The 21,782-nt window shown below is 38.6% G+C and carries 26 protein-coding genes; 24 read left to right on the forward strand and 2 right to left on the reverse strand.

What is annotated here, in order from left to right; genetic code table 11:
• The first annotated feature begins 118 nt into the window (after positions 1 to 118).
• From JXQ92_RS06290 to JXQ92_RS06320, 7 genes are all read left to right on the forward strand, one after another.
• Positions 119 to 988 (forward strand): LamG-like jellyroll fold domain-containing protein, encoded by an 870-nt coding sequence (locus JXQ92_RS06290; protein WP_421985745.1) that lies wholly within the window; start codon positions 119 to 121, stop codon positions 986 to 988.
• Between the two features lie 69 nt (positions 989 to 1,057).
• Positions 1,058 to 1,882, forward strand: a complete 825-nt coding sequence (locus tag JXQ92_RS06295) for a peptidylprolyl isomerase (RefSeq protein WP_421985746.1) — start codon at positions 1,058 to 1,060, stop codon at positions 1,880 to 1,882.
• Positions 1,883 to 1,943: 61 nt separating this feature from the next.
• Positions 1,944 to 2,315, forward strand: a complete 372-nt coding sequence (locus JXQ92_RS06300) for a DUF2200 domain-containing protein (protein WP_421985747.1) — start codon at positions 1,944 to 1,946, stop codon at positions 2,313 to 2,315.
• 50 nt (positions 2,316 to 2,365) lie between these two features.
• Positions 2,366 to 3,217 carry a helix-turn-helix transcriptional regulator gene (locus tag JXQ92_RS06305; protein ID WP_421985748.1) on the forward strand — a complete coding sequence of 284 codons (852 nt, stop codon included), beginning with the start codon at positions 2,366 to 2,368 and terminating at the stop codon, positions 3,215 to 3,217.
• A 68-nt stretch (positions 3,218 to 3,285) separates the two neighbouring features.
• Entirely contained in the window at positions 3,286 to 4,008 is a 723-nt protein-coding gene (locus tag JXQ92_RS06310; RefSeq protein ID WP_421985749.1) for a metallophosphoesterase family protein, read from the forward strand.
• Positions 3,998 to 4,237, forward strand: a complete 240-nt coding sequence (locus tag JXQ92_RS06315; protein WP_421985750.1) for a DUF7220 family protein — start codon at positions 3,998 to 4,000, stop codon at positions 4,235 to 4,237. The genes JXQ92_RS06310 and JXQ92_RS06315 overlap by 11 nt, the downstream gene beginning before the upstream one ends.
• Positions 4,238 to 4,419: 182 nt before the next feature.
• Positions 4,420 to 5,652, forward strand: coding sequence for a S41 family peptidase (locus JXQ92_RS06320; RefSeq protein ID WP_421985751.1), 1,233 nt, complete (start codon positions 4,420 to 4,422; stop codon positions 5,650 to 5,652).
• 59 nt (positions 5,653 to 5,711) lie between these two features.
• On the opposite strand, the gene JXQ92_RS06325 is transcribed toward JXQ92_RS06320, so the two are convergent.
• The gene (locus tag JXQ92_RS06325; protein ID WP_421985752.1) at positions 5,712 to 6,362 is read right to left on the reverse strand and encodes a hypothetical protein; all 651 of its coding nucleotides are present in this window, start codon (positions 6,360 to 6,362) and stop codon (positions 5,712 to 5,714) included.
• 192 nt (positions 6,363 to 6,554) lie between these two features.
• Between JXQ92_RS06325 and JXQ92_RS06330 the strand changes: the two genes are divergently transcribed.
• The 15 genes from JXQ92_RS06330 to JXQ92_RS06400 all read left to right on the forward strand — a co-directional run bounded on the left by JXQ92_RS06330 (position 6,555) and on the right by JXQ92_RS06400 (position 19,449).
• Positions 6,555 to 7,973, forward strand: a complete 1,419-nt coding sequence (locus JXQ92_RS06330) for an MATE family efflux transporter (RefSeq protein WP_421985753.1) — start codon at positions 6,555 to 6,557, stop codon at positions 7,971 to 7,973.
• Positions 7,974 to 8,093: 120 nt separating this feature from the next.
• Positions 8,094 to 9,782, forward strand: a complete 1,689-nt coding sequence (locus JXQ92_RS06335) for a formate--tetrahydrofolate ligase (protein ID WP_421985754.1) — start codon at positions 8,094 to 8,096, stop codon at positions 9,780 to 9,782.
• Between the two features lie 47 nt (positions 9,783 to 9,829).
• The gene (locus tag JXQ92_RS06340; protein WP_421985755.1) at positions 9,830 to 10,186 is read left to right on the forward strand and encodes a DUF7009 family protein; all 357 of its coding nucleotides are present in this window, start codon (positions 9,830 to 9,832) and stop codon (positions 10,184 to 10,186) included.
• Positions 10,183 to 11,007 carry a formate dehydrogenase accessory sulfurtransferase FdhD gene (fdhD, locus tag JXQ92_RS06345; protein ID WP_421985756.1) on the forward strand — a complete coding sequence of 275 codons (825 nt, stop codon included), beginning with the start codon at positions 10,183 to 10,185 and terminating at the stop codon, positions 11,005 to 11,007. The genes JXQ92_RS06340 and fdhD overlap by 4 nt, the downstream gene beginning before the upstream one ends.
• Entirely contained in the window at positions 10,991 to 13,297 is a 2,307-nt protein-coding gene (locus JXQ92_RS06350) for an FdhF/YdeP family oxidoreductase (RefSeq protein WP_421985757.1), read from the forward strand. Before fdhD ends, JXQ92_RS06350 begins: the two co-directional genes overlap by 17 nt.
• Complete coding sequence (mobA, locus tag JXQ92_RS06355; RefSeq protein ID WP_421985758.1) at positions 13,290 to 13,847, forward strand: molybdenum cofactor guanylyltransferase; 558 nt, start codon at positions 13,290 to 13,292, stop codon at positions 13,845 to 13,847. The genes JXQ92_RS06350 and mobA overlap by 8 nt, the downstream gene beginning before the upstream one ends.
• Positions 13,848 to 13,893: 46 nt before the next feature.
• Positions 13,894 to 14,232, forward strand: a complete 339-nt coding sequence (locus JXQ92_RS06360) for a DUF6970 domain-containing protein (RefSeq protein ID WP_421985759.1) — start codon at positions 13,894 to 13,896, stop codon at positions 14,230 to 14,232.
• A 75-nt stretch (positions 14,233 to 14,307) separates the two neighbouring features.
• On the forward strand, positions 14,308 to 15,042 hold the full coding sequence (locus tag JXQ92_RS06365; protein WP_421985760.1) for a 3-keto-disaccharide hydrolase: 735 nt from the start codon (positions 14,308 to 14,310) through the stop codon (positions 15,040 to 15,042).
• 49 nt (positions 15,043 to 15,091) lie between these two features.
• Positions 15,092 to 15,871, forward strand: coding sequence for a tRNA pseudouridine synthase A (locus tag JXQ92_RS06370; protein ID WP_421985761.1), 780 nt, complete (start codon positions 15,092 to 15,094; stop codon positions 15,869 to 15,871).
• A gap of 133 nt (positions 15,872 to 16,004) precedes the next feature.
• Positions 16,005 to 16,142, forward strand: a complete 138-nt coding sequence (locus JXQ92_RS06375; RefSeq protein ID WP_421985762.1) for a hypothetical protein — start codon at positions 16,005 to 16,007, stop codon at positions 16,140 to 16,142.
• Between the two features lie 90 nt (positions 16,143 to 16,232).
• On the forward strand, positions 16,233 to 16,433 hold the full coding sequence (locus JXQ92_RS06380) for a hypothetical protein (protein WP_421985763.1): 201 nt from the start codon (positions 16,233 to 16,235) through the stop codon (positions 16,431 to 16,433).
• 100 nt (positions 16,434 to 16,533) lie between these two features.
• A complete protein-coding gene (locus tag JXQ92_RS06385) occupies positions 16,534 to 17,073 on the forward strand; it encodes a dihydrofolate reductase family protein (protein ID WP_421985764.1) in 540 nt (179 codons plus the stop codon).
• Positions 17,074 to 17,149: 76 nt separating this feature from the next.
• The gene (locus tag JXQ92_RS06390; protein WP_421985765.1) at positions 17,150 to 17,602 is read left to right on the forward strand and encodes a GNAT family N-acetyltransferase; all 453 of its coding nucleotides are present in this window, start codon (positions 17,150 to 17,152) and stop codon (positions 17,600 to 17,602) included.
• Positions 17,603 to 17,610: 8 nt separating this feature from the next.
• Positions 17,611 to 18,501, forward strand: a complete 891-nt coding sequence (locus tag JXQ92_RS06395) for an AraC family transcriptional regulator (RefSeq protein ID WP_421985766.1) — start codon at positions 17,611 to 17,613, stop codon at positions 18,499 to 18,501.
• A gap of 165 nt (positions 18,502 to 18,666) precedes the next feature.
• Positions 18,667 to 19,449, forward strand: a complete 783-nt coding sequence (locus JXQ92_RS06400; protein ID WP_421985767.1) for a nuclear transport factor 2 family protein — start codon at positions 18,667 to 18,669, stop codon at positions 19,447 to 19,449.
• Positions 19,450 to 19,532: 83 nt separating this feature from the next.
• Here the strand turns inward: JXQ92_RS06400 and JXQ92_RS06405 are convergent, their stop codons facing one another.
• Positions 19,533 to 21,023 (reverse strand): YfcC family protein, encoded by a 1,491-nt coding sequence (locus JXQ92_RS06405; protein WP_421985768.1) that lies wholly within the window; start codon positions 21,021 to 21,023, stop codon positions 19,533 to 19,535.
• Positions 21,024 to 21,276: 253 nt separating this feature from the next.
• On the opposite strand from JXQ92_RS06405, the gene JXQ92_RS06410 reads away from it, so the two are divergent.
• On the forward strand, positions 21,277 to 21,468 hold the full coding sequence (locus tag JXQ92_RS06410; protein WP_421985769.1) for a cold-shock protein: 192 nt from the start codon (positions 21,277 to 21,279) through the stop codon (positions 21,466 to 21,468).
• Positions 21,469 to 21,589: 121 nt separating this feature from the next.
• On the forward strand, positions 21,590 to 21,781 hold the full coding sequence (locus JXQ92_RS06415) for a YwbE family protein (RefSeq protein ID WP_421985770.1): 192 nt from the start codon (positions 21,590 to 21,592) through the stop codon (positions 21,779 to 21,781).
• Position 21,782 lies beyond the last annotated feature (1 nt).

Genomic DNA, 21,782 nt, shown 5'->3' on the forward strand with positions numbered 1-21,782 from the left:
ACCTGAAAATATTTCATAATGACTAGCTAAAAATCTCACCTTAAGATTTACATATTTCGGAAATTGAACTATTCTTTTGAATAAATAGGATTTGTAATTCGACTAAAATACAATTGACATGAAAAATCTATTTATCAAAACAATTTTCGGAATAGTAGTTCTTCAGATTTTTTCCTGTCAAGAAGATTCATCAACAGGTTTGAAAGATGCACTTACGTTCTACACTTCTTTCGATACTGGAACAACAGCAGACTTTGCCTTAGGAGATTCAAACATGTATACGGCTAGTGCTTCTTATATTAATTCAGTGCGAAAACTTGAAGAACAACAAATGGGAATGCATGCTAACGACTATCGAATCGCTAGTGGAAAAGGTAAGTTTGGCGATGCCTTTGAGTTTGGCGCGAAGAGTAGTAAAGTCGTCTACTATAAAAGTAAAGACAACATTTCCTACAATCCGCAAAACTGGTCAGGAACCATTTCATTTTGGCTGAGCGTTGACCCTGCTACTGATCTAGACGGATACACCGATCCAGTTCAAATCACAGATAAAAATTATAATGACGCCTCGATTTGGGTTGATTTCACCAATGACAACCCACCAAATTTTCGATTGGGTGTTATTGGTGATAAGAACGCTTGGACTCAGGACACGCTTGCTTCTCCTTATCAGGTTGAATTTGAAAAACGATTGGTAAACGTGGATTCCCCTCCATTTTCTAGAAAAACATGGACCCATGTACTCATAACCTATGAAGATTTGAGCAATGCAAGCAGCATAGCAAGCCTTTACCTCAATGGCATAAAAAAAGGTTCAATAAGTGGAATAGACGATCCTTTTACTTGGAATTTAGGAGCATCTAGTATATTTCTCGGACTAGGCTTTGTCGGGTTAATGGATGAGCTGTCCATTTACAACAAACCACTTACAATAAGTCAAATTGAAGAGCTCTATCAATTAAAGGATGGCGTTCGATCAATTCTCTAAATCACTCATAAGCCGGGTTTATCTACTAAAAGTAGTTATTGTATTTTTGTTAGGTAAACGATTCGGCTAATGAAAAAACTATTTCCGCTTATTATAACCTTGCTTCTCTTTTCTTGCGGTTCAAAGACAGAGCAAGAAATTGTTAATGTAAACCAGCAAGTGAAAGTGTTTACAACCATGGGCGAATTTGTTATTGAGCTTAGTAATAAAACACCAAAGCATCGTGATAATTTTATCCAGCTCGTTGAGAAAGGTGCTTATGATAGTATTGCCTTTCATAGAGCAATACCCAAATTCATCGTTCAAGCTGGTGACATGTTTTCCAGAATGAGTCCTGAGGAAGAGCTAGAACTAATCAAAAATGAACATACTCTTCCTGCCGAAATTGACACTTCTCTTTTTCATAAAAAGGGTTCTTTAAGCATGGCACGTATTGCGAATATTGATTTGAGATCTTCTGGAACACATTTTACTGTACAGATTGGTAGCGTTTTATCTGATTCTTTACTCAACGGTTACGAAAAGTCAATCAACCGCAAAAGGAAACTCAATTATTGGTTGAAGATGGAGCAAAATCAAAAAGTTCTAAATCGTTATGTTGAGGCAACACAGATTGGAAACTGGAATAACGAGATTGTTTCTCATCTAACAGATTCAATTTTATCTATCGAAGGAGACCCTGAAGGTTTCAATTATTACACTATTCCCCAGCACCAAAGAGAATTCTATAAAACCGAAGGAGGAAATGCATTTCTTGATCAGCTTTATACAGTATTTGGAGAAGTTATACAGGGTATGGATGTAGTAGAGAAAATTTCTCAAGTTGCTGTAGATGAAAAAGACTGGCCACTTGAAGATGTTCGAATTCTTACTATGGAATTGATTGAGAAATAGTTCTACTAACTTCAATTTGATCCAATTTGCCATTTTCTATAGAAAACGCTAAAATAGTTTTATGAAAGTGACACCAAAACATAATGAGCGCGTAGCAAAAATGATCTTTGGCTCTTTTTACCCACATTATGTCACCAAAGTGGTGAAAAAAGGAAGAACTGAAGAAGAGTTGCACCAAGTACTAGAATGGCTGACTGGCTTCGATAGTCAAAAACTCCAACAATTGATTGATGACCGAGTAACGGTGGAAGACTTTTTCAAAGAAGCTAAGCTTCACCCAAATGCGCACATGATCAAAGGAGTGGTTTGCGGCTACAGAATTGAAGAAATCGACAACGCCACTACTCGTCAAGCTCGATATATGGACAAACTAGTGGATGAACTGGCCAAGGGCAGAAAAATGGAGAAAATCTTAAGGGTTGAAAAGAAATAAGAAGTTATCGAATCTAGAAACCTTGATGAATAACCCTTCCTTTACGCTTCATGGTTAAACTAGAAGAGATCACATCAAAACCTACTTTTTCAAACCAACTCGAAAACAAGGTTTTATACTCAGATCACACTTCTGATATATCAATATCTTATTCATCTACTTATACAATTAAATATGTCATTGAAGGCGAAAAAACATATCGACATGACAATCAGCAGGTAGAACTATCAAAGGATCAATTTCTTATAATAAACAACGGCTGCAAAATCACAACAGAAGCTAAAAAAGGCACCAAGGGCTTATCCTTTTTCCTATCAAAAGACCTGATAAAAGAAGTCTACCAATTCTATAATATTGCCGACATAAGCGCCGACTTCTTAGAGGTTGCTCAAAAAAATTCAACAAGTAGCACTGGGCTACTCTTGAAAAGTGCGGCTTATCTTTATGCCAATGACACTTCAGCCTTTAAGCAGCAAATGGATAATTTATTCCTACAGCTATCAGAAGAAATTGTAAAAGAGCAAGTTCAAGTTGCAAAAGGATTTGTTGTACTTAATATTGTTAAAACTAATACGCAAAAGGAGCTATTTACGCAAATAAACCTTGCTAAAGAGTACTTGAACGACAATTTAGAAAAGAGTATCAGTCTGGAAAAACTCAGCAAGACCATTGGTTTAAGTAAGTACTACTTGCACAGGTTATTTAAAGAAGTCAATGGAAGTTCTCCACTGGTATACCTAACACAAATTCGATTGAACAAAGCCAGAAACTACTTACAAAATTCAAAATGTTCAATCGCCGAAATAGGCATGCTATGCGGCTTTGAAGAACCTGCATATTTTTCGAATACATTCAAGAAGTATGTAGGAGTTTCCCCAATAGAATTCAGGCTAAAAAGTTAGAATAAGCAAGATATTATAAGTCACCTAAAAAGCATCGACTTAGTATTGCATGTATACACGAATTAAACATGCCGCTTCAAATTGCTCATATTACCGACTTACACTTAGACGAAGAATACCCTTTCGATAATAAGAACGAATCCAGAAATCGATTCGATTACATATTAACAGACATCCGCAAGCAAGGCATTGAGAAAATCATATGTACTGGAGATATAGCTCAGGGTGACGGTATAGAATATTTCTTTAATCAACTCAAAGACGTTCCCCTATCCATTACACTCGGTAATCATGATCGCTTTACAGAAATTTCAGAATACCTTCCGCTTGGTACTAGCTGTTCTATACAAAAGTTGTATCGGTCTGATGACGTTGAATCTGTTAAACTTATATTTCTAGACTCTTCTGAAGGCTTTATTGATAACAATCAACTCCTATGGTTAGAATCTGAAATCAAATCTTTAAAACCTATAATCATTTTCATCCATCACCCTGTATTAGGCCTTCCACTAAAAGTAGATGAAATAGGGAGACTGAAGAATAGAAAAGAGCTTGTTAGCATTTTAAAAACGTGTAAAAACAAGGTTGATATTTACTGCGGTCACTACCATATGGAAAGCACCTTGGAATATGAAAATCTAACCCAGCACATAACTCCCGCAGTTGCCTTTCAAATCCAAAAACACGCAAAAACAATAGAAATCGATACATCTATTTCTGGGTATAGAATAATAGAAATAGAAAAAGACCGCAATTCATCGCAGGTAAGATTATTGAAACATGCAGACTAAAAAACAGTCGCTAAAGGAAAGCCTAGCGAACGTGGCTATTGGTTTTTTTATTACTGTAGTTTCACTTTACCTCATTTTACCAGTGCTCGGTATGGAAAACCACCACCAAAACAACTTTGCACTAACAGCTTATTTGACGATTTTAAGCATTATCAGAAACTATTTTCTAAGAAGATTCTTTAACAGCAAACAAACTCAAAACAAACATGATCATCCTGATAGATCCTGAGCCATTTAATTCATATGCCCTGAACTTGTAAAAGTCTTTTTATTCAGCTTCAGCATCTAAATTGACAATAAATGCCTTAGAATAGGCTCAGAGACACACTACTAAAACTACCCTTGCGTGTAGTCCCCCAAAAAAGATTTTACTGTTCATTTGTAGCATATTGTTTTCAAAACCACTTCAAAATGAACAAAGTCATACTTATACTAATTGCATGTTTTTGCACTTTATCGGTAAGCGCACAAACCAATAATATTGACCATGCAAAAATTCAAGAAGACCTTAACGTTGTCTTAAGCAATCTTGAAAATTATTACGTCTACAAAGAAGAAAAGCAAGTTGACTTTAACTGCCTGAGGGATCACTATACACAAAAAGCTAAAGAGGTAACCAACCGAACTGAAACGGTTCTACTCTTTGAGTTTTTACTTGATGAGTTCTATGATAATCATCTTACACTAAGAACAAACACCAATTCATCTTATAGACTTTTTGCCCCCGTTTACGCTGCTTTGCAAAATAACAAGCCCACCATTGTGAACGTATGGCAAACGCAAATCCTGAACTTAAAACAGGAAGTTATTGGCGCCGAAATCACCGAATTCAATGGAGTAAGCTTTGATAAGGCTATTGAGGATTTTCCTACGCATTGTCATGATAAATCTAACCCTGAAGTACGCGAATGGATTATTAATAAGGTACTTTCCGGTAGATATGACCAGCCTAGAGTACTGACTTTAAGACTAAAAAGTGGAGAAGAAATAGCGTTGGATTTAGACCAAATTGAACTTAAAAACAACAATGGAAACCTATCTTCCAGATCTGTCAAAAATATAGGAGTTATTAGAATAAACGATGCTTTAGGTAATGACAGTCTAGTCAAAGAATTCGATCAGGCATTAGACGAACTCGATCAAACCGATGGTCTCATCTTAGATCTACGAAATACTGTTTTCGGTGGAGACACTTATGAGGCTCGTGGAATTATGGGCAGATTCATCAGTGAACCTCGTCCTTATCAAAGGCACTCTTTAATCGAAACATCAAATAATAACCCTGATATTAAGCGCAGCTGGGTCGAATATGTAACCCCTCGATTGACGCAATACAAGAAGCCCGTAGTAGTTCTAGTTGGCCGCTGGACAGGCAGTATGGGCGAAGGGCTCGCTATTGGTTTTGAAGGAATGGAACGTGGTGTAGTAATGGGTTCTGAAATGCGGCGTCTTGCCGGAGAAGTTTTTGACTTAGGGTTAAAACATCAAGGATTTGGCTATAAACTAACCACTACCAAACTAGACCATGTCAATGGAACGCCACGTGAGAAGTATATACCTACCCACTACGTAAAACAAACCACCATTAAACAAGACGAAACATTAGAAAAAGCCATTGCCTTAATAAATAAGGACAACAAGTAAGGATGTTGATTAAGAAGGCGTTGAGAAAACACTAAACCGTTTTACTCGGCGCCTTTGCTTTAATTATCAGAGATAACCCGTTTATTGGGCCAAACAAGCGCGTTAACTGGATTGGGCTTTTCCGCAGTAAGCGATTTCAGGTTGTGAAAAGTACCGTTCAATCGTTTTCTAATTCTGTTAACAATAATACCGTTTATGTTGATTAACATTTTTTGGTCTTGATAGACCCCCAGGTAAGTCACTTTTACATCATGGTTGCGGTACTTCTGGAGTTTCCATTGCGCTGAATAAAAGTCCACTAAATCATAACCTTCTTTTTGCTTATAATCTTTGAGCTGTGTTGACTTAGTGTAAAGGGTTTCACCCTCAAAATGAACATCCACTTTTACACGACCAGTTTTTTTAATAAACAGCCAAGGTATTCTTACAAAGAAATCGAAGGTAAAAGAAGAATCCATTTCATCTACGATCAGCATTTTAGATTTACTTTCCCCCTCTACCCAATCGTATCCATCCACATCTAGAATAAGGTTCATCACTTCGTAAATGCTGGAATTCTCAATAATAAACGATCCTCTAAGCGACTCGTAGCCATTACCTAGAGTATCAAGCTTCGTTATCGTTACTCCTTCATCCACCCAAGTTTTCTGAGCTTTTATCGCATTTAAGCAAATAACATAAAACACAATAAGAAGAGCGAATCGCTTCATAGGAAAATATTCAGGTGCGACAAAGCTATCAAGATGCTTGGTCATTCAAGACTTATCTAAAAGTAATTCGCTGCCCTTTATGTTAATGTTTGTGAAGTTTGATCCCATGCTTTCTATCAATTCTTTCAATTTACGCTTAGGGTATTTTCATGGCACTAGTATATAAACTCGACGCCCTCAATCATATCCCATATGAATCGAATTTTTAGACTGTCTTTCCTGCGATACTTGTTACTTTCGCTGCTACCAATGAAGCAAGAAAAAATATCGTTTACCGAGGGCAATATTCTAAAGGCATTAATAGCCTTGGCCATCCCGATCATTGGAGCGAATTTGCTACAAACTGGTTATCAGCTCGTCGATGCGTATTGGGTAGGTCGTTTAGGTGCTAATGCTGTAGCCGCAGTTTCCGTAAGCTATCCCGTAAACTTTCTATTGATCTCGCTTACCTCTGGTTTTGCCTTTGCTGGTACAATTCTGGTGGCGCAATACTATGGTGCAAAAGACCTTAAAATGGTCAATCATGTGGCGACTCAGTCCTTGGTCATGGTTTTTTTAATGTCGCTAGTACTCTCCGCAGTAGCCTATACCCTTTCTCCACAAATACTACAATGGCTAGGCGTAGAACAAGAAATTTTCGCAGAGGCCGACCTATTTCAACGTACCATATTTATAGGTCTGGTTTTCAATTTTGGTTTTATCCTTTTTCAGTCGCTTTTACGTGGCGTTGGTGAAGTTAAAATACCGCTATATATCAACGCATTAAGTCTAGGACTAAATTTTTTACTCGATCCGCTCTTTATCTATGGCTGGGGGCCTATTCCCGCCTATGGCGTGGCAGGTGCGGCATATTCCACATTGGCTACTCTAGGCCTTTCTGCCGCAATCGGATATTATGTTCTGTTTTCGGGCAAGACAGATTTTAAACTGACACTCACAAGCTTCTCATTTGATTTCCCTTTACTCAAAAAAGCCTTCAGACTTGGAATGCCCTCGTCCCTAGAAATATCTGCCAGAGCTTTTGGCCTAACTATTCTAACAGGAGTAGCTGCCAAATTTGGAACAGAAGTACTTGCAGCTTATGGCATTGGCGCTCGGCTCATCAGTTTTGTAGTCATTGTTGCCTTAGGTTTAATGAAAGCTAACGCGACTTTGGTAGGCCAAAATATTGGCGCCCAGAAGATAGATAGAGCAGAAACTACTTCCAATTACGCCGCAGGAATTGCTTTTCTATCCATGAGTGCTCTCGGTGTCTTATTCTACGTTTTCGCCGAACCGATCGTAAGGACTTTTCTTGACGCCAACGATGATGTAGTAAACATGGGCGTTTCTTTTGTTAAAATCACAGCGCCGTCATTTGGTTTCATGGGTATGCAATTGGCATTAGTAGGGACGCTCCGAGGGTCAGGCAACACGGTAGAATCTATGATATTTACCATTATTGGTATTTGGGTTATTCAATTCCCATTCGCCATTATCGCTTCAAATATGGAAAGCATGGGCTACTTAGGCATATGGTGGTCATTTCCAGTATCTTACGTACTTCCAGCAATTATCACTTTCATCTGGTATAAAACAGGTATTTGGAAACGTAAGCAGATAATTCAATAAATAAATAGCCTTCACACAGAAGCCTTACAAAAAAGTTGTGCGCAAAATCAATCCATTGGTCATTTCAAAGGATTGTAAAACCATCATTTATTCTAACTTCGAAACTGTAAACTTTTAGGAATGGAAAACAAAACGCACAACCTGGCTGATATTGATATTGCACAAGCTGCAGAGATAAGACATATCAATGAAGTAGCCGCTAAACTCTCGCTTTCAGAAGATGATTTAGAACACTATGGCAAGTATAAAGCGAAACTGCCACTTAGCCTGTTAAATCCTGACAAGATCGAGCAAAGCAACCTGATTTTGGTTACTGCCATGACACCTACTCCTGCTGGAGAAGGAAAAACCACTACTTCGATCGGCCTAAGCGAAGGGCTTAACAAAATCGGAAAGAAAACTACCGTCGTGTTAAGAGAGCCATCTTTAGGACCTGTATTTGGCATCAAAGGCGGTGCTGCCGGTGGCGGTTATGCGCAGGTTATTCCTATGGAAGACATCAACCTTCATTTTACCGGTGATTTCTCGGCAATAGAAAAGGCAAACAACCTATTGTCAGCGCTTATTGATAATAATATCCAAAGCAAAACGCATAACCTTAATATTGACCCAAGAACCATTGCTTGGAAGCGGGTAATGGATATGAATGATAGATCGCTTAGGCAAATCACCATAGGTTTAGGCGGCACTACTAATGGCATTCCGCGTGAGGATGGATTCAATATTACACCTGCGTCTGAAGTAATGGCCATCTTGTGCATGGCTGAGAACTTCTCGGACTTAAAAGAGCGGTTGGGAAATATTTTTGTAGGCTATACTTTCGATAAAAAGCCTATCTACGCACGCGATCTCAAGGCAGAAAATGCCATGGCCATCCTTTTAAAAGATGCGATTAAACCGAATTTGGTTCAGACACTAGAAGGCAACCCAGCAGTAATTCATGGCGGCCCTTTTGCGAATATCGCCCAAGGCACTAATACAGTGATAGCCACTAAAATAGGCATGTCGTTAAGTGAATATGTTGTAACAGAAGCTGGTTTTGGTGCTGATTTAGGTGCTGAAAAATTCTTCGATATCAAATGTGCATCAGCTGGGCTCAAGCCTAAAGCGGTGGTACTTGTGGCAACTATTAGAGCCTTAAGACATCACGGCGGTGCAAAAAAAGAAGAATACAATACGCCAAGCGTTGAACGTGTAAAAGAAGGTTTTGCCAACTTGGGCAAACATATTGAAAATTTGCAAAAATTTGGATTCAACCCTGTTGTAGCTATTAATGCCTTTCCTTCCGATACAGATGAAGAAATTGAATTGATCAAAAAGAGATGTGCAGATCAAGGCGTTCATGCTGTCGTGGCAAGAGGTTGGGCACAAGGCGGCAAAGGCATGACAGAACTTGCAGAAGCCGTAGTAAGCACAATAGAATCTTATCAAAATAATTTCCAGCCCCTTTATGACTGGGACGCTCCGATTAGAGAAAAAATAGAAATTATCGCCAAAGAGATCTATGGAGCAGATCAAGTAGAATTCTCCAAAAAGGCGAAACTGCAAATGATGAGGATTGAAAAACTTGGGTTTAGCGACTTACCTATCTGTATGGCAAAGACTCAAAAATCTTTAAGCGATAACGAATTTCGATATGGTAGACCTGAGAACTTTGTGGTAAACGTTCGTGAATTTGAATATGCCACTGGAGCCGGCTTTATTATACCCATTTTAGGGCAAATGATGCGTATGCCTGGCCTACCGGCAGTACCAGCATCAGAAGGCATGTCTATAAATGATGAAGGCGTTATTTCAGGACTTTCCTAGCGTCTGAAGAATAGCACAAACTGAATTGAGACTGAAAAACAGTTCACATGAAAATAAGAGTAAACGGTAATAGCATCCGCTTAAGACTAGCGCCTGAAGAAGTAACCGAATTGGTGAACACGGGAAGTGTTAGCGACGTCTGTGCATTTCCAAATGGCAACTTTACCTATGGAATTCGGGCAACCACAGCTTCCGAAATGAATGCTAGTTTTTTAAATGGATTCATCGCGGTTCAAGTCCCTGAAGGGCAATTGGTAGAATGGGATCAGAACGAAAAAGTAGGCTTTGAATTCACAACTCCATCTGGACTTTTTCTCTTAGTTGAGAAAGATTTTAAGTGCCTTCAACCAAGAAAACATGAAAATGAGTCTCATTTATACGAAAACCCAATCGTATCAAAATGAAACAAGACATTTCAAGAGCTACAAACCAAATTAATATAAAAAGGGTCTATTCGGATGATTCAGAAGATATTTCAGATATCGTAGCCATTGAAGCACCCTTAGAAATAAGGCTTAAAACGGATCAAGAAATTGTAGGCAAAGCCATTTCTGTTACTATGCGCACACCCGGAAATGATGAACTGCTGGCCAAAGGATTTCTCTTTACAGAAGGAATAATTTCTGATTATGCTGAAATTATAGAAACTGAAATAACTGATGAAAATATAGTTGAAGTAACAGTTCATGATGGAGCGAATTTATCATTGGGCAAAGCAGACAGAAACTTTTACACAACATCAAGCTGTGGTGTTTGCGGTAAGTCATCTATAGATGCTATTACAGTGAAGAGTCAATTCGAGCTGAATATGGCCTCACTAAAAGTTAACAAAACTGCTTTATTCAACTTACAGGAAAAGGTTTTGGCCAAGCAATCTGCTTTTACTCAAACTGGAGGTATACATGCAGCTGCCCTCTTTTCTTCGAGCGGAGAATTAATTACCTTAAGAGAAGATGTCGGCCGGCACAATGCTACTGACAAACTGATCGGAGAATGCTGGGAACAGGGCTTATTGCCACTTGCAAGCAATATCTTATTCCTAAGTGGTAGAGCGAGCTTCGAACTTATTCAAAAAGCAACAATGGCCGGAATAGCGGTTATTGTAAGTGTGGGCGCCCCTTCTAGCTTAGCCATTGAATTGGCGAGCGAAAGAGGACATACGCTGATAGGGTTTTTGAAAGAGAATAGATTCAATATTTATTGTGGACATGAGCGAATCGAATAAGGAAGAGATACAAGTACAACCACCAGAGGAATTCAGTGGAGGAAAATTCTTTAAACCGAAGGAAACTTCCGTTGGAAAAGAAGCCATTACTTCTTCCCTAAAGCATATGAATGCTTACATGAGGAAAGGCGACGCGCTAAAACTCAGTTTAAAGATAAACCAGAAAGGCGGCTTCGATTGTCCAGGTTGCGCTTGGCCCGACCCCGACGATGAAAGGTCTAAACTTGGCGAGTACTGCGAAAATGGAATAAAGGCCATCGCCGAAGAAGCTTCGAGCAAATTGTTAACCGCTGAATTCTTTGCTCAAAACAGCGTTCAAGAAATTTCCAAGCGATCCGATTTCGAGATTGGAAAACTGGGAAGACTCACCGAACCAATGGTTTTAAGGAAAGGCAAAACCAATTATGAATCAATTACTTGGGATGAATCATTTAAACTAATAGGTTCAGAATTAAACAAACTGTCAAACCCCGATGAAGCCCTGTTTTATACGTCAGGTAGAACCTCGAACGAAGCCGCATACCTTTACCAGCTTTTTGTAAGAGCCTATGGCACAAATAATCTTCCCGATTGCTCGAATATGTGCCATGAATCTAGCGGTGTTGGCCTTTCTGAAACCCTTGGCATTGGCAAAGGGTCAGTCACGTTAGAAGACATTCATAAAGCAGAGCTCTTGATTGTAATGGGACAAAACCCAGGTACCAATCATCCAAGAATGTTGGCAGCGATTCAAAAATGTAAAGAGCAAGGTGGTAAAGTTATTACCGTAAATCCATTGCCCGAAGCCGGTCTTATGCGCTATGTGGACCCACAAAGTCCAAGAAGAATGCTAACAGGTGGAATTGCCATCACCGATCTCTTCTTGCCCTGTAAAATCAATGGAGATGTAGCTTTTCTGAAAGCCTTGATGTATGAGCTGCACAAAATGGATATGGAGCGCTCAGGTTCTATAATCGATTATGAATTTATAGAAGAACACACCTCAGGGTATGAAGACTTTATAAAGCAAATAAGAAGCATTGACTACATGGCTTGCATTAAGCAATGTGGAATTGAGCCTAAGCATGTTCGTGAAGCAGCCCAAATGGTAGCTAAAAACGAAAAAATCATCATCTGTTGGGCTATGGGACTAACACAACATGAGAATGGTGTTGATAATATTAAAGAGATTGTCAACCTTTTGCTCATGCGTGGTGCCATTGGAAAACCAGGAGCGGGTACATGTCCTGTCCGTGGCCATAGTAATGTTCAGGGCGACCGAACAATGGGCATTTGGGAAGCGCCTAAAGAGGGTTTCCTAGATAAATTAGATGCTGTACATGGGATAAAAGCACCAAGAAAACATGGACATGCTGTGGTACCAGCCATTAAAGCCATGCACCAAAAAGAAGCAAAAGTGTTTTTTGCAATGGGTGGAAACTTCCTTTCAGCAACACCCGATACTGATTATACGGCAAAGGCACTTCAAAATTGCGATTTGACAGTCCATGTCTCCACTAAATTGAATCGATCCCATTTAGTGCATGGTAAAACGGCGCTAATACTTCCCTGCTTAGGCAGAACGGATATTGACAATCAAGCTTCAGGAGAACAATTTGTAACGTGTGAAAACTCAATGGGAGTTGTTCAATCGTCGCAAGGCATTCTAAACCCACCCTCAGAACATTTGCTAAGTGAAACTAAAATCGTGGCAGAACTGGCAAAAGCAACGCTTAAGAACTCGCCCATCGATTGGGATATTCTGGCTGATAACTACGACAACATTAGAGATGTAATCGAACAAGTTATCCCAGGCTTTGAAGATTACAACAAAAGAGTTCGTGAACCTGGTGGATTTTATTTGCCAAATGGAGCAAGAGAACGACAATTCAATACTGCCAATGGCAAAGCCAATTTCACAATAACCGAATTGCCAAACCACTCCAAAGCTGAAGATGAATATATGATGATGACCATTAGAAGTCATGATCAATTTAATACGACTATCTATGGCTTAAACGATCGTTATAGAGGTATCCAGAATGAAAGACGCGTGGTTATGATGAACGAGTCAGACATGAAAGCGGCAGGTTTAAAAATTAAAGATGTGGTCAACCTTACCAGCGAATTTAATGGAGAAACAAGAAGAGTAAACAAATTTCTGGTCATTCCCTACCCTATTCCAAGTGGCAATGTAGCCACTTACTTCCCAGAAACTAATCCACTCGTACCGATCGATTCTTTTGCTAAAAAGAGCTTAACACCTGCTTCAAAAATGGTGCGGATAAGAATTCATAAAACGGATGGTTGATTCTTTACCTAAGGGCCTGATTCTTCTTGGCGGACAAAGTTCTAGAATGGGAAGTGATAAGGCTTTTTTAGAATGGAATGGCGAAAAGGTTTTAGACAAACTACTTGAAAGATTAAAAGCCATTACTTCTGATGTATGCCTTTCGGTGAATGATTCGCAATATCATTTACTGAAAGAAACCCACCAATGCATTAAAGACAAGTATAAGCTTAAAGGCCCAATGGGCGGAATTTTATCAAGCCTTGAAGCACTTAAAAGTGACCTTTTGGTTCTTGCCATAGACATGCCGCTTATTGACAAGGAAACGTTAATGCCTTTAATCGAAGCAGGAGTCTCCTCTGGAAAAACAACGGCTTTCACCAATCCAAACCATCAATGGCATCCATTGCCATCTTATTGGCCTAAAAACGCAGTAGACTCATTGAAAACACGTTTAGAAACAAATCAACTGGCCTTAAATCAATATTTAAAAACTTTCGGCAAGGCTATCCCTATTGGCGATCAACTGCCTTACTTTCTTAATGTAAATCGCCCTACTGATATAAAGTAGTCACAACCCTAAGCGATCTTTGCGTGTCAAATAGTAAAGGTCAGTTATGAAAAAGTATTTTTTAAGTCTATTTATCGGCGCTACGCTTTTCCTTACCTCATGTGGAGAAGATACATCAGTTGCGGAATTACCTTCTTGCATTCAAGCAGAAATTAAAGCCGCACAAAACATTAAAAGCAGTGAAGCCAGTGTAACAGAATACCTATACAATGGAGAGAAAGTCTTCGGTTTTGACCCAGGCCTTGTATACCCGGACATGATGACGACCATTGTCAATGAAGATTGTGAAGTTGTTTGTCAGTTCGGAGGCATCGCAGGGCTTATGACTTGCCCAGATTTTAACGAAAATGCTGAAGTTATTGGTATTATTTGGCAAAACAATTAGCACAGTCTTACAGAATTCAAATCAATCGATACCAAATACGCTGAATTCATTAACTTAGAATCAAAATCTTAACAAATGAATTCTAAACTATCTACACTCTTCTCTCTTATCACGTTTTTGGTGCTTTCTGGCTGTATGGCTGAGAAAAAAGCTGATGAAAAACAAGACGCTAAAAATGAAACTCCATCTGAATGGGTAAGCCTTTTTAATGGGGAAAATCTTGATGGCTGGGAAATGTATGGCGAAGAGCCATTCACCGAGCACTGGTCGGTAGTAGATGGCGCTATTGTTTGCAATAATGGTATTGGTGAAAAGAACATTGGTTTTTTTCGGTCTATCATGACCGATCGTGATTATGGAAATTTCGAATTAGAACTAGAGTACAAGATCGCCAAAGGCGGTAACAGTGGCGTTTTTTACCATGTAATAGAAAAAGAAGGCTGGGGTCATGATTATGTTAGTGGAGCAGAATATCAGATTCTCGATGATGAATATTCGCGTTCAGAATCTGAACCTTTCAAAATGCTTGCCGCTAACTATTCCATGCAGCCTGCCATAGGAAAGAAACCAAATGGTTTCATGCAGTGGAATAAAGTTAAAATAGTTTACAACGAAGGCCATGTAGAGCACTGGCTTAATGGCGTAAAAGTGTTAGAATTTGAAGAAGGAAGCGAAGAATGGTTAGCGCAAAAAGCTGCCGGAAAATGGGCTGGATCGGACTCTTATGCTGCTTCTACAATAGGTAGAATTAGCCTTCAGAATCATGGTGACGAAGTGCACTACAGAAACATTAGAATCAAAGCGCTATAAAACTGGCCAATTCAACCAGAGTCTTGAAAAGGCTTAGTTTTCAATTTATATGAAGAGCAATCATTACTATCTACTTCATATTCAATATTTAGGCTTCCGTTTCCATGGCTGGGCCAAACAGCCACAAGTGAAAACTGTGCACCATATGGTGGATAGAACTCTCACTTACGTTTTCGATCACGATGATTTTAAAACATTAGGTGGTAGTAGAACTGATGCTATGGTTTCTGCCGATCATTTCGTTTTAGAATTGTTCTTAAAGACTCCTATAACCGATGAAAAATCGTTTTTAGATAGTTTCAATCTGAATTTACCAGCTGATATAAAGGCATTGGCTATCGAAACCACTGATGCTGAGTTCAATATTATTCAAAACCCCAAAGCGAAAACTTACTTATACCTATTCGCCTATGGAGAGAAAGCGCACCCCTTCTCTGCCCCATTTATGACCACTTTCCTCGGCCAGCTCGATATAGAGCTAATGAAAAAGGGTGCCAAACTATTCGAAGGTGAACATGAGTTTAGAGCTTATTGTAAAAAACCATCGGACAAAACGAATACAATTCGCACAATCGATACCTGCGAAATTGTGCCTAATACTTTCTACACCGCAAACTTCTTTCCTAACGCTTCCTTTAGCTTACAAGTAAAAGGAAAAGGCTTTATGAGAAACCAAATCAGAATTATGATGGGCCAACTCGTACGTTTAGGACAAGGGATAATCAGTTTGGATGACTTGGAGGCTTCATTAAAGACTGATTTTACAGAACACCTAAGCTACATTGTTCCAGCCTCTGGCCTAACCCTTCAAAAGGTAGAATTCGAATAATTTAACTGGATAGTGAAATCATTCGATATTATATCGGATGACTTTTCTTTTCATTCTTGAAAAAAAGTTACCGAAAAAGATCTTTCTGGCACTTCATTTGCCCTTTTACGGCTGGTTACAAACTCAATCAGTCATGAAAAAAACACTCTCATTATTACTCATCTCCCTTTGTCTAACAAGTTGTATCGGTTATGGTAATGGCATTATGTCCTATGCCATTAATGGAAGTTCTTCTGTGGAAAAAACATTCACCGAAGAAGAACTCAATTAAATTGAGATTTACTTCGGCATCAATACTAAGCCAGATAAACCCTACAAGCAACTCTCCTATTTAGAAGCCACTGGCGATGAAGACTCTAGCATGGACGATTTGGTACAGTTGCTCAAGAAAGAAGCAGCCAAATACGGCGCGGATGCTATCATAGAAATTACCAGCATGTCTGAGGCCAGAGAAGTCGGTACTATTGTGATCACCGAAGGCAATTATGTATATGATGCCATGGTGCTCAGTGGGATAGCGATTAAATACACATTTGAAGCCAAAAAACTTGGAGGAAACTGATCAAAGTTATCAATCAATAGGCATGTAACTCAAGCTAAGGCACCAAATCAATTCAGTCCATTAATCTTGTTATCTTCACTAGGCAAAGAATCAACCTAAAATGAAGAAACAGAATTGTGTTTACATAGGCGTAAGTCTAGATGGTTATATAGCAGATTCAAATGGCAATATTGAATATCTAAACACTTACAAGCTTCCCGAGGGAGAAGATATGGGTTATTACAGTTTCATGGATCGCATGGACGCTTTAGTGATGGGCCGTATTACGTTCGAAACTGTTTTGGGCTTTGGTGTACCATGGCCCTATAAAAAACCAGTCTATGTTCTTAGTAATTCCTTAAAAGATATCCCACCAGAATATGAAGGGAAAGTCTTTCTGAAAGGCGGAAATCTCGATGACATTCTTGCCGAAATTCACCAGTCAGGTCATCACAGCCTGTATATAGACGGAGGAAGCACCATTCAAGGCTTTCTACAAGAAGATCTGATTGAAGAAATGATCATAACAACTATACCTGTACTCATTGGTGGTGGTCATCCTCTATTCGGAACCCTAGATAATAACCTCAAATTTAAATGTATAGAAACGAAATTATTCGATGGAAAGATCGTCCAAAGTCGTTTTCTTAGAAATAGGTAAATTTAATGGGCAGCTTACTTTACCAAAACATTAATCTTATCATCTTTATCAACAATATTCCATCTGATTAAATAGCATGATATTTAGAAAGGCGACAGAAAAAGACATTCCAGAATTAGTCAAAATGCTTGCTGATGATGCATTGGGACAAACTCGAGAAGATTTTCAGGATCCATTGCCAATAATTTATATCGATGCTTTTAAAGAGATAGATGCTGATAAAAACCAAGAACTTATAGTTGTTGAAAATGACGATCACGAAATCATCGGCACGCTGCAGCTTTCATTCATTCAATACCTCACTTATCAAGGTGGTATTCGGGCCCAAATTGAAGCCGTTAGAATAAGAAAAGATCAACGTGGACTTGGTATGGGCAAGAAAATGTTCAAGTGGGCTATTCAGAGGGCTAGAGACAGAAAAGCTCATTTAATTCAATTAACAAGTGATAAGAAAAGACCCTCGGCTATAAAATTCTACGAAGAGCTTGGCTTTACTTCTACCCATGAAGGCATGAAACTGCATTTTTAAACTGTAGCATGGCAAGCAGCGAACAGAAGCAAGACATCCCTCAGATTCAGTTTGATTCGGGAACAAACAACACCTTGGGCTTAGAGATTGTACCAATTGAAAAAATTGCGAAACACAAAAATCATTACAACCACAATCCCGAATCACCTCATCAGCTTAGTTTCTACAACTTAATCTTCTTTACGGAAGGAAAAGGCAGGCATTTTATTGACTTTGAATGGCACCCAGTTCAACAGAATAGTCTTCTTTACTTGGCGAAGGATCAAATTAATGCTTTCGATTTTTCGGAGAACCTTCAAGGGTTCTGTATCATTTTTACTGAGGAATACTTCATCAATTGCTTTGCCAATTTACCCGAAGATTTTGTATTCAGACTTTTCACGCCTCAACTCTTTTGCCCAGTCGTTCAGATACCAGCTACATCCGATTTTAATGACTATTTCATTGCCTTGAAAAAAGAGGTTGAGGTAAAGGGCTCCTTTATCCAACCGACAATAACCGCTGCATTATTCACCGTTTTGGTATCTAAAGCTGAGGAAGTTGTGCATAACCATACAAGTCATTTAAAGAATTCATCTCAAATAAAGTTTCTCCATCAGTTTAACAGCCTAATAGAAACCAATTTTAGTAAAAGCAGAAGCGCTCAATTCTACGCCAAAGAAATGGCGGTAACCTATAAGCACCTCAATGAAGTTTGTACGACTGTTCTAGGCCGAACTGCAAAAACTATTATCGATGACTTTGTTATACTTCAAGCAAAAAGGAATCTTATAAATTCTACTATTAAAAGTACCGAACTCGCCTACAAGATAGGTTTTAAAGACCCAACAAATTTCACCAAGTACTTTAAAAAAAGCACCGGTTTTACCCCAAAAGAGTTTTCAAAATCGTTTATTTAGTACAATCGGTTCGATTTTTACCATTTTTAGTTTTGTTTTCATCTCTCATTCAAAGACTAGAACAAGGAACTTTAACTGTTGAATAAAGGGTGATTAGTAAAAGGATAAATACAAAGTAAAAGCCTCTTCGGTTAACCTTTCAAACAAGTTAAATCCAAAAAAATAATGAATCAAAAACTAGAAAACGCTAGGTCACTATATCTAGAAGGAATTAGAGATGGCAATGCACGTGAAGCCGTGACTAAATATACGGGTGCTAGGTATCGACAGCATAGTACGGGTGTAAGAGATGGTGTGGAAGGTTTTGTGGAATTCTTTGAGCCATTTATTAAAAGAAACCCTAACCGTGATATTCAATTAATAAGAAGCATTGTCGATGGCCAATACGTTTTCTTACATGCTTATCAAAATATCAATAAGGGAGAAGCAGAATGGATTACTACTGACTTTTTTGATACTGATGAAGATGACAAGATCATAGAACATTGGGATGTAATTTCACCTTTTCATGCCACCAATCCATCTGGTCGCTCGTCTATTGATGGACAAACTGAAAAAACTGATCTTGATAAAACGGAAGAAAACAAAGCCATTGTGAGGAACCTTATCCAAGACGCCCTCATGCCGGGTGGCAACCCCAATAACCTTACTAGGTATATATCGGAGGAACAATATATTCAACACAATAAAGACATTCCTGATGGATTAGAGCATTTTCAAAAACTGGCTAGTGTACCCAACCCTCCATTAACGTATCAAGAGATTGTTTTGCTTGTGGGAGAAGGAAACTTTGTTGCCACGCTTTGCAAGGCGAATTGGAATGATGGTAAAATCAACAAGGACTATGCACAAGTCGATGTTTTTAGACTAGAAAACGGTAAAGTAGTTGAGCATTGGGATAATGTGGAAGAAGTACCAGAAAACGATGTGAACTCCGGTAAGTTTTAATAATATGCATTAATAAAAAAGCCACTTGCACATTCTTGCAAGTGGCTTTTTTTGTTGGTCTTAATAATTCTGATGAGAATTAATCAGATCAAATAGCCGGCAATTAAGATCAGTGCACCAAGGACAGCCAAAGGAATTAAAAGCTTGCTCACAAATTTTAACCAAACATTGTAAGGCACATTAACCATTGCCAATGAAGGTAAAATAAGCCCAGAAGGCGTTATAAACTGCATTAGTCCAAATCCAAACAGGTAAGCATTTACTATTTCTTCCGTTGGTACCCCTACTACATTACCCAGTGCTCCCATAATAGGCATACTGACCAATGCTAATCCTGAAGAAGAGCTTATAAAAAACGCTAAGACAAAAAAGACAATCATTAGCACTGGCAGAAAGACTAAGGCCGAAGTACCTGAAACAAGACTAGAAGCCTCGTTTAGGAGGGTTCCCGAAATTAAACCATCGTTCAAAACGATGGTAATACCCCGAGCAACACCAATAATTAAGGCTACACCTAACAAATCTTTGGCACCATTGACAAACGCAGCAACAAAAGCACTTTCAGTTGCTCTCTGAATAAAACCGAGTATAATCGCCGCTAAAAGAAATAAAGCGGTCATTTCTTCAAACCACCAGTCTAAAGAAGAAACGCCATAAATCATCACTAAAAAGGTGAGGCCAAACAAAGCTAAGAGCAACCAAGTCATAGGCGTCATTTTAGCGTCATTGGCTAACTTTTCTTTTTGATCAAAAGGACTATTTATACCCAAACCGTTCAGCATTGACATTTCTGGATTAGCTTTTACTCTTTCTGCATACCGAACGATGTACCAAATCAATACTATAGCGCCTAATATTAGCATGGCTATCCTACTTTCTATTCCCTCTGTCCAACTGACTCCAGCGGCATCCGAAGCGATAATGGTTCCGAAAGGATTGATTAAAGCACCCATTAAGCCAATGCAAGAGCCTCCAAAAACGGCAGCTACAGGAACAATCAAGTCATATCCCGCGGCTAGAAATATTGGAACCAGTATCGGATAAAAAGCAATGGTCTCTTCCTGCATTCCAAAAGTTGTGCCTCCTAAGGCAATCAATAAGATCAATGAAATTATGAGCCATTTCTCTCTTCCTTCCATGCGCTTAGCCAAAAGTCCTACGCCTTTATCTAAGGCACCGGAATGTTGAAAAACACCAATAAAGCCTCCTATTATTAAAACAAATAGAATTATATCTATCGATTCGTAGATACCCTTAATTGGGGCGAAGAGAATTTCCTTGAATCCTTGCGGAACGGATTCTTGCTCATTATAAGTATTTGGGATAGAAACAGGCCTCCGAATCTTGCCTCCTTCAAACTTGGATACCTCCATTTTAAGACCCAGACTGTCTAAAGTCTGTTGATTGCTGGGTAATTCAGATGAATTTTCACCAGAAACTAAAAAAATTTTCTTGTCCGAATCATAGGTTAAAGTATCATAACTCCCAGCAGGCAATAACCAAGTAGCTATGGCACTTATGATGATGATAATGTATAATACAGTAAACGGAGAAGGAAACTTAAATTTCTTCATATAAGGGCTTTAAATGCTTTAATAAGCCTTTTTAGCAGGTGAGCAAAAACTAAAACGGCAAAGTTTTATAATGACTTTATTCAACAAGGTGAGAAAAAATTGAGCCATCAATAACAAATAAAACATAAATTATTGAACCATAATGCCATGGCTCCGTTGTAACTGTGGTTAGCAACAAGGTTAACCTTTTTACAAAATTGCGAGTATTGACGAATTTAATCTCTAGCTTGCACGATTATTAATAATTACAAAAATGAAAGAAGGAACAGTAAAATTTTTCAACGATTCAAAAGGATTTGGATTTATTACCGACGATGCAGATGGCAAAGAGTACTTTGTACACGTATCTGGTCTTATTGACGAAGTTCGTGAAAACGACAAAGTAACTTTTGATCTGAAAGAAGGAAGAAAAGGCTTAAATGCTGTTGATGTGAAGATTGCATAAGCAGCAAACTACAATATATCAACAAGCCCTAAATTGTATTTAGGGCTTTTTTTATGCCTTCTTGTGAAAGGTCAATCACAATTCTAGTTGATATCAAAAGCAATGTCATTAATTTTACTTCATGAATGGAAATAACAGGTCCGACATTCAAGTTGGAATTGAAGTGAATATAGTCTTAAAAAAAGATCAACGCAGCGGAAAGCTTACACATGGCTTTGTAAAAGACATCTTAACTAGTGCACCTAAACACACCCATGGCATTAAGGTCAGGCTTCAAGATGGACAGGTAGGAAGAGTTCAAGAGATCCTGTAGC

Origin of the sequence: Roseivirga sp. (assembly GCF_049099775.1) — a bacterium.
GTDB lineage: Bacteria > Bacteroidota > Bacteroidia > Cytophagales > Cyclobacteriaceae > Roseivirga.